Genomic DNA, 13411 nt, shown 5'->3' with positions numbered 1-13411 from the left:
ACCGTTTGAGGCATTTTGTGTCTTGCCGCGTGGGGATCAACGATGGCGACTGCTTGCTGAGTGTATATGGAGTATTTGAAAATAATCAATAAGTATGCACTTATTGTGTTAATAATTAACTATACACTAGGGGAGTAGTGGTATTTTTGGCAGTTTTTGGTGATGGCGCTCATGCTGGTGATGGCGCATGATGACTGACCATCTGATCGACCAGTGCCTTGGCCAGCATGGGTGCCAGCAAATAGCCCTTGGAACCCAGTCCGGTCAGGTTGGGCAAAGTAACGGGCAGCGTTACTTGTGCCAGTCGCACACCTTGCCAACTGCTGGTGGCAGCCAGTGTTGCGGCATCAGCATGGCTGAACAGATCGATGACGCGTTCTCGTAATTTATGCAATGCCGTGCTGGCACTGGACGAGGCAATCGCGCTGGCAAAGTTGTCACTGGCATACTCGGTACTGGGGCCGATGCTATTGCCTAGCGGTGTGACCTGACCATTAGCAAGCCAGGGTGCTGCAAACAAACCATAAGAGACTGGCTGTGGGGCAATGGCCTGAGCCAGTTTGATGATTTGCCCGGGTTGAAAGCGTGCCGCCTTGGCCAGTTTGCCCGCAGATTCCTGCAACAGGCAATGTGCGCCATAGGCGCCACCACACCAAACCAGCTGCTGAGCGCTTAACTGGCGCCCATCACGCAACTGTATTTGCACGAGTTGGTTTTTTGAAGATGGGTTTGCCGCATTGGCTGCCATATTGCTTATGTTAATGGCTGGGTCATCGATCCAGCGTTCAGGCATGTCAATGCTGGCCACCTCCCCATGTACCATGGCAGCCGCGCTGGCGCTTTGCAAGGCAGACAGAAAGCTCGCTGTATCCACCCAACCCGCTTCGGGTAAATAAAGTGCGGCATGCCAGTCACCCTGCAAAGCCAGCTCTGCAGGTGCAGGCAAATGCCATCGGTGCGGATACGTCGCGGGCAGGGTGCTGCACCATTTATCATAGGTGGCAGCATCTGGCACCGGTCGCCATACGCCCTTGCCATGTACGATGGCATGGCCTTGGGCGATGAGCGTATCAATCAATGCAAAGGTCGCGCGCGCGGCCACATCCCCACCTTTGACAAAATAGCCTTGCTTGCCGCGTACCGGGTTGATCAGCGCAGTAGGTACAGCGCTGGCGCGATGCACGCCGGCATCGACTATCGTCACGCGAAAACCGGCCTGTCGCGCAAAGTACGCCACACAACAACCGGCAATGCCAGCACCAATCACGAATAAATCAGTGGCCGGCATCATTGGTAACGGCGTTATTGATGAGTCTGAAGCGGATATTGAATGCGTCATGGGCTACTTAATCAGACTGGCAGTTTTTGGCCGTGCACATGCTCACGCTTGCCTGCAATGCCGGGGCGACGTCGTGCCGTCAGGCCAGCTGCTTTCATGGCGCGACGCACTGCACCAGCCGAGCTGTAAGTCGTCATCCAGCTGCCCACTTGCATGCTGGCTACCAGCCGTTCAATGAATTGAGGTGTCCAGACTTCCGGATTGGTATCCGGTGAAAAACCATCCAGATAAACTGCGCTGGCCCAATCAAGCGGCAAGGGGGCATCAACTGCTGTCACATCACACCAGTCAATGTGTAAATGATGCTGATCCAATGTGATATCAATAGGCGCATAGTGCGGTAGTTGATCACTCGTCTCATTAACTCTGGCTGCCAAGGCCGCTTTGCGGTTGGCCTGATTGATGGCGATTTCTTGTTGCTTATCCATGGCATCCCGTTCCCGCCATGGCACCGCCTTGATTTCAGTTTGATTGGACCAGGCTTGCAATAAGGCTTCCCACAAATTCACTTTACCCAAAGCGTGCATGGCCGGATGTTGCTCGCCAATGGCACGCAATACCGAGACGGGCAAGGGATCAAATTCAAAGGCGCGATATTGCAATGACACCCCACGTGTCAAAGCATCGCAAAGCGTCGTCAAGAAATTCATGCCTACCCCAAAACCGATTTCCAATACCTGAGGATGCGGATGCAACTGGGTTTCACTACCCAGCAAATACACATGCCGTGCCTGGGAAAAGGCCCCATGGCGATTGTGATAATGCTGCGCAAAGCGCGTGGAATAGGCGGTATAGCTACCGTCGGGACAGAGTTCTAGCATCTGCTGATTATCGCAGGAAAAAAACTGCCATTCAGCCATCAGCCTAAAGCTTATGTTTGGCATTCAATCTCGTTACTGGACTAACCACGTAAGCGACGTAATGTCTCAGACGGGTATTCCCCAAATCGCTGTTTGTAGTTGGCGGCAAACAGGCCTAAATTACTATATCCCCAAAGATGCGCAATGGTGGTGACATTGGCACCTAATGGTGCGGCCAGCAGATCTGCTCTGATACCTTGCAAGCGTTGCTCCTTGAGAAAGTTCATGATGGTGGTATTACGAAACTCCTTGAACGCACCACTCAATGCGCGCACACTGACGCCTGCAGCAGCCGCGATTTCAGTCAAGGTTGGAGCACTACGTGCATGGTCACGCATATAGTGTTCAGCTTGTTTGACACAGCGTGGTGCGAGAACCTGTTTTCTCAGTTTATTACCGTATTTGCACTGACTTTCCCATTGGGTGAGTATATGAATACCCAGCATTTCCTCTAGATGTTTGCCCAAGACACCATGCTCGATTTCATTGGGTACTTCTGTCATGCACCGGCAGGTATATTCAAGTAATGACAGCCAGCTTGAATTGGGGCCGCCAAACTTGATTTTCTGTTGCCATAATTCAGAATTGGCCGGATAACCATGCCATCGCTCATAGAGGCTGGCCAATAACTGATGAGGGAATGTGATATTGACTTGCAAATGATTGTTATCAAAGTCGGCCCAATAATCGGTACAACTGTTATCAACAATAAATGTTTGTCCGATGGCAGTATCAATCACCTTGCCCGCATCGACAGAGTGTTGTGCAGCGCCACTCACGGTGGTCAGTACCATCCCCATTCCTGCATCGGGTGAAAATCCTTCCAAATGAACCGGGATGCCATATGAAAAGCGACTCAGGATCAACCTGCCAATCGATGCGGCATGCATGGTGGAGTTTGGTTTGCGTGCCTTGCCAATTGGTGATGCTTCGTAGGGCATATAGATCTTGTCTGACCAAAGACTGATCTCATCCCATTCGGTGGATGCAACTACTTTATGCTGATCAGTTGATTTACCTTCGCTATCAACGATCAATGCATTTTCCAGGATATTCATTTTGTCTCCTCAACGTATGAATGAACCTTTTTCGAGCATTTAATCACCACACTCTTGTAACTATGAAACGAAGTTTCAATCGTTATTTAGCGGTGTTAATAATATTTTATTTATGAATGTATTAATTTTTTAGAGTCGATATGACAATGTACCCCAAGCACACGCTTCACTGAATGATGATCTTATGGTGAAAAAACGCTATAGCGCAAATTGCCAATTGCATAAAATCTCAGAATGAATGAAAAGCAAGCAACGTGATGCATTCTGACATTGCTGACACAGCACGCAGTTGGTAAATGCCCGGTGACTTTATGGGTAATGGTGGGATCGTGGTATTGATACGAATAGTGTTGATACGACGAACATGACATTCTCCTTTTGTGAAGTCAGGCAAACAGCCTGCTATCGCATGAATTATGAATAGATTAAATTGCGATATTTCGAGTATGGCAGCAAGGACTTTGATCATTGCTCAAATCTGGTAATCAATGTCTTGATCTGGAAAAAATATAGTAATGCTTGATCAGAGTTTCCAAAATGGATTTGGGTCATCCTGATACATAAAAAATGGATCAAAGTTCGAAGCACTTTGATCCAAATTGAGTGACCACCGAGGAAGTATGATCACACCCATCTGTTTACAACCGATTCAAACAGATTATTAAAAGAACAGAAAAGCACCCAGGGCAACCCCATTGGAAGTAGCCTTCTCACCACTAAACGGCTTGGATTCGGTACGAATGACTTCGGCGACCAGTGTCAGGGTGGGGGTCAGATTATGATAAAGCCCCAGGGTAACATTGCTGTTATCCTTTAAAGCCAGGCCGGTACCGTCCTTCATTTTGCTCGTGCCATAACTGACACCGAATTTATTGACCGGCGTGATTTTGTAAGTGCCTTGCAGCATCAGGTTTTGCTGTTTATTGTCACCAGTATCGCCATCAGCAAGAATGCCCAAGCCACGACCATTTTGATACTCAATCAATAACCCCGCATTGCCGATTGCCATGGTGCCACCCAATTCATAGCCACTCATGGTGAAGTCTGGCGCGGCAGTAGTGCTATAAAATTTCTGGGTTTTGATGCCTGCCCAAGTATTGAAACCAGTACCGGCATAATTGACATGCAATTGAACTTGCGGCTGATTTTTGGAAATGTAGGTGTTGGCATAACTATCAATTGGGCCAAATAAACCACCATTAAGAATAATACCGTTGATGGTAGGACTTTTATAAGTGATTTGACTATATGTCCCGGCATAAGCAGTGCCTGCACCAATGTGCCCGAGTGAGACACGGTTGCGCTGGGTTGCCTGCACTGGTGAACCCACTCCAAGCAATGTCATGTCGCCGAGAATCGCATCCAGGCCAAACAAGCCATAATCGCGGCCAATCTTGACTGTTCCCATTTCAGCCGTGCCAATGGTGAAATAGGACTTGCGGATATCGACGTTATTATTGTTACTGATGGCATCAGCTGAAGAAATTGCAGCAGCAACCATGAACGCACCGCCAATATCCAACCCATTTTGTTTCGTACTGAATGAGGTCACAATGGCGTTGGGTAACAGGCCATTGCCAATATTGGTCGCGCCATCTTTGTTACCACAGCCCAAGCCTTTACCTGCTATTGCCAGGCCAACAATGCCCTGGTTTCCAGAACATGTGACGTGCGTGTAGTAACCATTTAAAAATCCACTGATTGATACATCCACATCACCTGCTTTGAAGTCAAATGCCAATACAGAGCCTGATGTCATCAATGTCGAGATGATGGTTATGGCGGTGGAAGCCAGTGTTTTCTTGAAACTTGTTTTTTTCATGATATCTCCTAGTCATTATCTATTGGTTTTTATGTGCCACACAATTGAACTCATGCGACATGCGCAGTATTGATGTCGATGGTATGAATCATTGTTTCAATCTGGTATTGAACTATCTGCTTCTGGAAAAAATTAAAAAATAATTTGTGTCGTGTTGATAATATCCACACAATGACTCATCAATTTTTTGTGTTTCTTAGAGAAAATTAAACTTCACACTGGATATTTCCAGTGTGAAAGTCAGTGGCAACAATGAATTTTTTGGTAAACGATTCAAGCAATTGACTGATAGACAGCCTTTTCAAAATCCATGTAACCGCCAAATGACGCGGGATCGCCAAATGGCAATATCTGGCTTGCCCAGAAGCCACCGATTTTGTTACGACGATCGATCCAGTAAAAAAGATTGGCGAGGCCGGCCCAACCTATGGTGCCGGCAGGGCGACCAGTAGGCGCAATTTCGTCGTTAACCATGAAGGAGTAAGACCAGGATTTGGACAATCCGGGAAAGAATTCCGCGTCATTGGATAATGCTGAAATGGATGTTTTGAATCCACTGATCTTGAGCGGGCCCAAACCATTTTTACTCATTGCTTCCACGGTTGCCGACTTGAGGACGCGACCATGGCTGCCAGCACCATCGTTAAGAATCATGCGAATGAATTTCATATAATCACCTACCGTTGCATAGAGGCCATGGCCTCCCATGTCAACTTCGGGTGGTTGAGGTAGCATCAGTTCCGGCTGGGGCACCATTTCATTTTCTGGGCTGCGTTGATGAATCGTAGCGCGTTTTGCAAGGCACGCCGGTGTCATGGTGAAGGCCGAATCCATCATATCCAATGGTGTAAATAAACGTTCATGCATGATTTCACCCAGCCGTTTTCCACGTATCGTTTCTACGATCTGACCAAGCCAATCAATATTGATGCCATATTCCCAGCGTTGGCCTGGATCAAATAGTAATGGCGCATGTAACGCTGCTTTGGTGCAGGAAATGATGGTTGGAACTTCTTGTGCTTGTAAGCATTGAAGCAGTTTTTCACTGAAAAACTCATACCCGAATCCAGCGGTGTGCAACATGAGATGGCGAATCGTAATATCATTTTTGGCAAACCGTAATATGGGTTGCCCGGCAGGATCAAAGCCCTCCAATACTTGGATATTGGCCAGCTCAGGAATATATTTTCTAGCCAGATCATCCAATCCGAGCAAGCCTTCTTCAATCAATTGCCATGCGACAGTAGCAGTGAGTGCCTTGGTGCATGAAAAAATACCGAAAACGGTGTCCAGACTCATGGGCTGCGGCTTCCCCAATTCTCTGACACCAGCACAGCCTTCGTAAATATTGCCCGTTTGATTGGTAACCATTGCCACAATCCCTGGTGTTCCCCCGGGTTGTTCTGTGTTTTTTTGCAAAATATGATCGAGGGTATTCCTCGTGAGTGAATGCATTGCTGTCTCCTTGTTTTTCGTGGTTTTAAATCGGACATGATGTTCATGTCCTGCCTAGAGTTGGCAAGGATCAGCATATCGGTGATAGATTCGGTAGACTGTCGATATCTGGCTGATGGATATCTAAAACTGGCAGATTTTTATAAAAATGAGAATTTGAATCCTTTGGCGATAATCTTTTCTAGAGGATGATTGTCGTTTGCCTTAACACCCATTCCCTGAACGCAAGAAACCTAGGATCATTGTCCAGCTTGGCTGGTCTGACCAGATGATAGCCGTTGGCTCGGGGTGTGCTGTTGGCAAACGGGGCAATCAGCAGACCGTTGCGAATTTCATTTTCTATCAGCGCGGTATCCACCACGGCTATGCCAAGACGGGCGATGACGGCTTGAATCATCAGGGCGCGCGTGTCAAAGATGCGTGCTTCGGCGGGTTTGCGCCACTTGAGTTGTTGGCTCTGGCACCAGTCGCGTAGATCATGTTGATTGTGTTGTGCCATTAACAATGGCAGATCAAGCAGTTGAGCGGGGTGCTGCAATGCAAATCTTTGGGCAAGTTCGGGGGCGATGATAGGCGTGAGCCGCTCATAGTAGAGTGGTTCGGCAAGCACACCTGACCACTTGCCCTTGCCCCAGCGAATGGCGCAGTCCACACCATCATGTTGCAAATCGGCCAGCTTCATGGAGGTGGTGACATGTACGGTGATATCCGGATGCGTGGTTTCAAAATCTTCCAGCCGGGGGATCAGCCATTGCGCCGCAAAGGTGGATACGGTACTGATGGTGAGTGGCGGCAGCTTGCTTTGCTGGCGGCGTTGTTGCATCGTCTGGCTGGCCGTGAGCTGTGCGGCCAGTTGACTGGCAATTCGCCAGGCATCGTCAATTTGGGCAAAGCCATTGCCCAGTATGGGGAGCATGGCCTGACCCAGTTCAGTCAATTGCAAACCGTGCTTGCTACGGATAAATAACGGCTGGCCCAGTTTATCTTCCAGACCACGAATCTGATGTGACATGGCCGATGCAGTCACATGCAGAATCTCCGAGGCTTCGCGCAGATTGAGTGTGCGTCCGGCTACGGTAAAGGCGCGTAAAGCATTGAGCGAAGGCAGGCGTGAGGTGGTTGAGGAAGTGGCTGCGTATGTTGTTAATTGCATTGTGGCGTTGATTGGCGGCTTGATGGCTGGCATGGGATTTTATTGGTGTCTTTGCTTTGTGCTATTTTTATGGTTGAGAAATTCTCATGATAATGCTGAAATCATATCGCTTGATGGCCAAGCAGGCCAGCGTTAGCATGATGCCATGTAATTGAGCAAGTAAAGGCGGGAGTCAACATCATGCATTGGAATAGTAAGCAATATCAAACAAAATTTGGCTTTGTAGCCAATTATGGTCAAGCTGTGGTGGACTTGCTCAAACCGCAAAGGGGCGAAACGATTTTGGATTTGGGTTGCGGCACCGGTGAGCTTAGTCATGAGATTTATTCACATGATGCGCAGGTCTTGGCAGTGGATAGTTCGCCGGATATGATTGCCGCTGCAAGGCAAAAATATGCGGCAATTTCCCATCAGCCAAATAACGCCAGGCCAGGCAACTTGATTTTTGAACTGGCTGATGCCACCCAGCTTGATCGAGCTGATGGCGTGGTTCCCGCTGCACATTTTGATGCTGTGTTTTCCAATGCGGTATTACATTGGATCAAGCAGCCCGAGCGGGTGGCACAGGGTGTGGCACAGGTGCTCAAACCCGGCGGTCGCTTTGTCTTTGAAATGGGCGGTGCAGGCAATATTGCCACCATGGAGCGTGCTTTTGCCCAAGCCCTGGCCGAACTGGCTGGCGTGCAATATGTGTCGCCCTGGTTTTTTGCTCGAGTGGGTGACTACGCCAGTGTGCTGGAAGCCGCTGGCATGGAAGTGCGTATGGCGGTATTATTTGACCGCCCAACCCCCTTGCAGGGTGAGCACGCTATCCGTGACTGGTTTTGCATGTTTACGCCGGATATACTTCATTCACTGTCTGCGGAACTGCAGGAACAGGTTTTTGGTCAGACCGAGATACGCATCCGGGATACTCTGTTTCATCATGGCCAGTGGCAGGCCGATTATCGGCGCCTGCGCATGGTTGCCGTCAAATGTTGAATTCATCAACAGTAAAAAGGAGAACACAATATGCAAGCCCTCAACAATTCATCCCGCCAATTGGTTTTGCTCCCCAAGCTGCTCGCTGGCCTATGCTGTGCGACAGCCCTATTTGGTAGTACAGCAGTACAAGCTGCGGGTACTTTTACCATCAGCAGCGCTGACTTTAAAGCTAGTCAAAAGCTGGATGACAAGTTTGTTTTTTCTGGTTTTGGCTGTACCGGTGGCAATGTGTCGCCGGCACTGCTCTGGAAAAATGCCCCGGCTGGCACCAAGAGTTTTGCCGTGACCTCGTATGATCCTGACGCGCCGACTGGCTCAGGCTTCTGGCATTGGGTCGTGTTCAATATCCCCGCTACCACCACTGAGCTGGCGCAAAATGCTGGTCAGCCCGATGGTAAAAATCTGCCCCAAGGCGCAGTACAAAGCCGCACCGACTTTGGCTCTCCAGGTTATGGTGGCCCATGTCCACCCGTTGGCCATGGTCTGCACCATTACCAGTTCACTGTTTATGCCCTCAAGGTCGACAAGATTGATCTTCCCGTAGATGCCAGTGCCGCCATGGTGGGCTTTATGGTCAATATGAACCTGATCAAAAAAGCCACGGTCGTGGGCGTGTATGGTCGGAGTAAGTAAGTTGATTTACGCGTGACTTGAAGTGACGCGATTTACACTAAACTGCAAATAAGCAGAGCCCGCCAAGATCAATGTTGGTGGGCTTTTTATTTTGATGAATGTATGAAATGATTGGATTCTTTTGAAGCATAATGCGGTGCATGTGCCGATTTTGGATTATCAAATGCGTCTATTGCTGAATTGTTTTACAAAGAAATGGCTGCTCAGATGCGTGAGCATTTAAGGCGTGTTGATCAGATGGTGAAAAAGTATGCGCAGTAGCAGGGTCGTTCAATTAATCTAAAGCTTTATAAGTGATTTTTAATTCCCATGTCCATTCAGACCATTTCCCCATCCAACATGTTTGAACCGATCGGTCCTTATAGTCATCTGGTTAAATCTGGCCAGTTCATCACCATTTCAGGAACGCCGGGTGTTGATCCCAAGACTTTACAAATGGCCGGTGCTGATGCCTATAGTAAGGCCAAGCAAATTGTCATCAATTTTCGAAGTATGTTGAAGGAAGCTGGAGCCAGGCTTGAGGACGTGATGCATGTTCATGTTTATCTCAAGCATGTCGATGACTTTGAGGAAATGAATCGCGCGTATGCCGAAGAATTCGGCTTGCATCGACCTGCGCGAACCGTTATTTGTGTTGCCGATTTGCCTAAGCAAGGTGCGCTGATGACGATGAACCTGATGGCGATGGCTATTTGAAATGATGGTATACGACGCTATAAAGCCGATCCTTGCATAAAATAATTAGTTGCGATGCGTACGTAAAAGCGTGCCATTGTGGTTTTGAACGCTATTTATCATGACAATTCTGACTACCAGCGAAGCACGTGCCAATTTTTATCGTCTGATTGATCAGGCAGCTCAATCACATCAGCCGATTCATATTGTGGGCAAGCGCACGAGTGCTGTTTTATTGTCGGATGATGATTGACAATCGATTCAGGAAACGCTTTGTCTTCTTTCGGTGCAGGGGCTGCATGAGTCCATCAAAGAAGGTATGGCAGAGCCGATTGAAGATAGTGCCAGGAGTTGAACTGGTGAGTTGACAGTTAGCCTATACAAGAATGCTCAAATCAAAAAGACGCACAAAAACTGGCCGCTGCAGGGTTGAAACCTAAAGCTCAGGACCTACTGACCATTTTGGCGGAGAACCCTTTTCAAAATCCACCACCTTATGAAAAACTGGTTGGTGATCTTGCCGGAACGTATTCGAGGCGAATCAATATTCAACATCGTTTGGTGTACGAAGTTTTTGCGAATGAGCAGGTTGTGCGTGTGTTGCGTATGTGGACGTATTATGAGTAAGTCGGCAGGCTCAATTGCCTGTTTTGTTGGCAAGTCGATGCATTGCGATGATGTTGACAATAGAGACGACGTGAGATGCCTTAGTTTAGAACATACTCCATAGTAGTAAAAAATCAGCCCATTTATTAATGCACTGTATAAGCCTATTTATTGATTTACTACCTGTCAGTATCGATATTTTGCTGGAATTTTTGTGTTTTAAAGCGATACTGTTGAGCTGTCATTAATCGTAAAAAAGCCACGATTGTGGCCTTTTTGTCGTTATTGAATAACCATGCCCTGAGCTGTTTGGCAGTGTACATCAGCCAATATATCAAGCAGTTTGTTTACAGCTGCATAGTTTCAACCATCATCGAATTGCCAACTTTGCACTCTGGTGAACAAGTGGCAGATCGATTGCCACTCTAGTAGTCTGTTAAAAACATTTATTCCATAGATACAGAGCATTGATGGACTGGCATACATCTTGTTAAGAAGAATTTATAAAATGTCATACTGACTCGTTGAAAAGCCTGACAATAAAGGGTCGGCGACATTTTAGTAACAACACGACGCAAAGCATCGTGATTGCTCGTAAAAATCAATAAGGGAGTGCAATGTATGTCAAAAAATAGCCAATGGCTCAAGCGTCGGCATGTTTTAACCAAAAGTATTCTGACGGTAGGTAGCTTGTGTGGCGTCATTGAAATGGCACAGGCTGAGGAAAAAACGTTGTCCGAAGTACAAGTCAATGCCCCGCGGCAATTGCCATCGACCATTAAGGTCACGGAGGATGTGGAAGCATCACCTGCATCGGTGACAGTCATCACAAAAAAGGATCTGGATAAAAAAACCATTACCAGTTACGGTGATATTTTCAGGGGGGTGACAGGAGTCAGTATTGCTCAATATGGACAGGGAACGGTTGCTTACGAAATCAAGGCTCGTGGTTTTGCCAGTGGTCATGGTCGTGATCTGGCTGTGTTTCTGGATGGCATGCCATTAAATGTGACGGGCTCGCAGCATACCAATGGTTATATGGATCTGGCACAGCTGATTCCCGAAATTGTCAGCAGAGTTGAGTTTGTGCGTGGCCCCTTCAGTGTCTTTGCAGGTAATCATGCAGTCGGCGGTTCAGTCCAGTTTTATACGGATGCCAGCCCTCAGTCGGCCATTAAACTGACTGTCGATAACGAGGGGCAGGCGCGTGTCGTCCCCGTGCTCAGCAAGCCAGTCGGTGATGGCAGTCTTTTACTGGCCATGGATGGTACCAAAGGTGATGGCTATACGAAACAGAGCGATTTGAAACGACTGAACCTGTTTACCAGATACATGTTGCCAGTTGCCAATGGGCTGGCGTCAGTGCGTTTTCAGGCATATGATGCTGATGCCCAGGCACCGGGCTATCTTGATCTGGCAGCAATTCAAAGCGGGCAGGTTGACAAGCGTGCAGCCTTGTCGAAGGGTATCGGTGATGCCAAATCCCAGCAAAATCTAGTATTTAATTATCGCTCCAATGATGTCGAAGGCGTCAATGTGGACGGTGGCTGGTTTGTCGTGGCCTATCTCAATAATGATATTCGTAAGCGCTGGACAAATTTTGATTTGACCACGCCGGTTGGCAGTAGCGTTACCTTGGGACAAGAGCGTGATCAGTTGCGACAATTTGGATTCGATATACGCAAAACACTGACTTTTCAGACGGGTACCATGCCGTCGCAATTTGTTGCTGGTGTTCAGTACAATGATGAGCGCGTGAATGCCCGTAAATTCAATACCGACGCGGATCACAATCAGCTTGCCGGACCTGGTGATGTCATCTCGGTCGATCGACGTGTACAGACGCAAACCCAGGCACTTTATGCCCAGTACCAGATTCAGCCAATCAGTGTGCTGAAGTTGACAGCGGCGTTGCGTTACGACCGTCTTAAATTCAACCTTGGTTTGCATCCTGATGACGATACCTTTACTGCCGCCGCGTTGGCTGGTTTACCGGGTTCGGTGTCGACTGCGCAGGGTCAGTGGAGCCCCAAACTGGGTGGTGCACTTACCTTGCTGGAGTCACCTGGGCAAAGGGTGGAGTTATATGCCAACATGGCTCATGGTCTGAAAAGTCCTTATCCATTTTCTGATTACTACAGCAATCTTGGCGTATCAGGTACCTTGCCTGATCTGAAGATCTCCTCAGTACGCAGCTATGAGACTGGCTTGCAAGGCGGCACACCTTCTGGATCCGCAGCCTGGCGAATCGCCTTATGGAATACGTTGCAAGACAAGGAATCCGATGTCAATAATGCCGGTATTTTCCAAAGTTTCAAACAAACCAGACGTGATGGCTTTGATCTGGAAGGCAGTATTGCAGTATTGAATAATCTGCGTTTATTTGCCAACTATAGCCATGTGACTGCGCGCATCAAGGACCCAGTGATACCTGGTGCCAACTACATTCCCAATGTCCCGCAGAGTTCGACCACATTGGGATTTGAAACCAATACCGGCTGGGGTGCGCATCGACTGGACTTTTCGCTGGCAGATACTTTAACCGGAGAGCAACCCCTGACAGCTGATAATCAGTTGCGCTCTGGGCAATTCAATCGTTATGTCGCACGTGCTGCCTATTCCAACACGGCTTGGCATGGCGCGAGTGCCTTTGTCTCACTGGTTGGATACGACAAACAGTTTGAAGAAGTGCAGTTCGATTTTGGTGGCGGCGCCAGAGGTGTTTCTCCCCGTCCCAAAATGCAGCTTACTGTTGGGATTCAAGTGCCGCTTTGATGAGGCAGCCTGATTGGCCATGTGATAAGCAGCCAAGCCAGATATTGATAT

12 protein-coding genes are annotated in these 13411 nt (G+C 48.1%); 6 read left to right on the top strand and 6 right to left on the bottom strand.

Features of this window, described 5'->3' with window-relative positions:
* Window positions 1–169: 169 nt before the first annotated feature.
* The 6 genes from ACMYR3_RS09545 to ACMYR3_RS09520 all read right to left on the bottom strand — a co-directional run bounded on the left by ACMYR3_RS09545 (window position 170) and on the right by ACMYR3_RS09520 (window position 7720).
* Entirely contained in the window at window positions 170–1291 is a 1122-nt protein-coding gene (locus ACMYR3_RS09545; RefSeq protein ID WP_424191636.1) for an NAD(P)/FAD-dependent oxidoreductase, read from the bottom strand.
* 59 nt (window positions 1292–1350) lie between these two features.
* Window positions 1351–2223 (bottom strand): tRNA (5-methylaminomethyl-2-thiouridine)(34)-methyltransferase MnmD, encoded by an 873-nt coding sequence (gene mnmD, locus ACMYR3_RS09540; protein WP_424191634.1) that lies wholly within the window; start codon window positions 2221–2223, stop codon window positions 1351–1353.
* A 17-nt stretch (window positions 2224–2240) separates the two neighbouring features.
* Window positions 2241–3257, bottom strand: a complete 1017-nt coding sequence (locus tag ACMYR3_RS09535; RefSeq protein ID WP_424191632.1) for an AraC family transcriptional regulator — start codon at window positions 3255–3257, stop codon at window positions 2241–2243.
* 661 nt (window positions 3258–3918) lie between these two features.
* Entirely contained in the window at window positions 3919–5079 is a 1161-nt protein-coding gene (locus tag ACMYR3_RS09530; protein ID WP_424191630.1) for a porin, read from the bottom strand.
* Between the two features lie 273 nt (window positions 5080–5352).
* Entirely contained in the window at window positions 5353–6534 is a 1182-nt protein-coding gene (locus ACMYR3_RS09525; protein WP_424191628.1) for a serine hydrolase domain-containing protein, read from the bottom strand.
* 181 nt (window positions 6535–6715) lie between these two features.
* Window positions 6716–7720 (bottom strand): LysR substrate-binding domain-containing protein, encoded by a 1005-nt coding sequence (locus ACMYR3_RS09520; protein ID WP_424191626.1) that lies wholly within the window; start codon window positions 7718–7720, stop codon window positions 6716–6718.
* A gap of 147 nt (window positions 7721–7867) precedes the next feature.
* Between ACMYR3_RS09520 and ACMYR3_RS09515 the strand changes: the two genes are divergently transcribed.
* The 6 genes from ACMYR3_RS09515 to ACMYR3_RS09490 all read left to right on the top strand — a co-directional run bounded on the left by ACMYR3_RS09515 (window position 7868) and on the right by ACMYR3_RS09490 (window position 13360).
* Window positions 7868–8668: a class I SAM-dependent methyltransferase gene (locus tag ACMYR3_RS09515; RefSeq protein ID WP_424191624.1), complete on the top strand. Its 801-nt coding sequence runs from the start codon at window positions 7868–7870 to the stop codon at window positions 8666–8668.
* A gap of 30 nt (window positions 8669–8698) precedes the next feature.
* Entirely contained in the window at window positions 8699–9304 is a 606-nt protein-coding gene (locus tag ACMYR3_RS09510) for a YbhB/YbcL family Raf kinase inhibitor-like protein (protein WP_424191622.1), read from the top strand.
* A gap of 309 nt (window positions 9305–9613) precedes the next feature.
* Window positions 9614–10000, top strand: a complete 387-nt coding sequence (locus ACMYR3_RS09505) for a RidA family protein (protein ID WP_424191620.1) — start codon at window positions 9614–9616, stop codon at window positions 9998–10000.
* 100 nt (window positions 10001–10100) lie between these two features.
* Window positions 10101–10232 (top strand): type II toxin-antitoxin system Phd/YefM family antitoxin, encoded by a 132-nt coding sequence (locus ACMYR3_RS09500; RefSeq protein WP_424191618.1) that lies wholly within the window; start codon window positions 10101–10103, stop codon window positions 10230–10232.
* Window positions 10233–10357: 125 nt separating this feature from the next.
* Window positions 10358–10606, top strand: coding sequence for a Txe/YoeB family addiction module toxin (locus ACMYR3_RS09495; protein WP_424196442.1), 249 nt, complete (start codon window positions 10358–10360; stop codon window positions 10604–10606).
* 600 nt (window positions 10607–11206) lie between these two features.
* Window positions 11207–13360: a TonB-dependent receptor gene (locus ACMYR3_RS09490; RefSeq protein ID WP_424191616.1), complete on the top strand. Its 2154-nt coding sequence runs from the start codon at window positions 11207–11209 to the stop codon at window positions 13358–13360.
* The last annotated feature ends 51 nt before the right edge of the window (window positions 13361–13411 follow it).

This window comes from Ampullimonas aquatilis (assembly GCF_049675895.1).
GTDB lineage: Bacteria > Pseudomonadota > Gammaproteobacteria > Burkholderiales > Burkholderiaceae_D > Ampullimonas > Ampullimonas aquatilis.
This window is presented reverse-complemented; position numbering and strand designations above follow the sequence as displayed.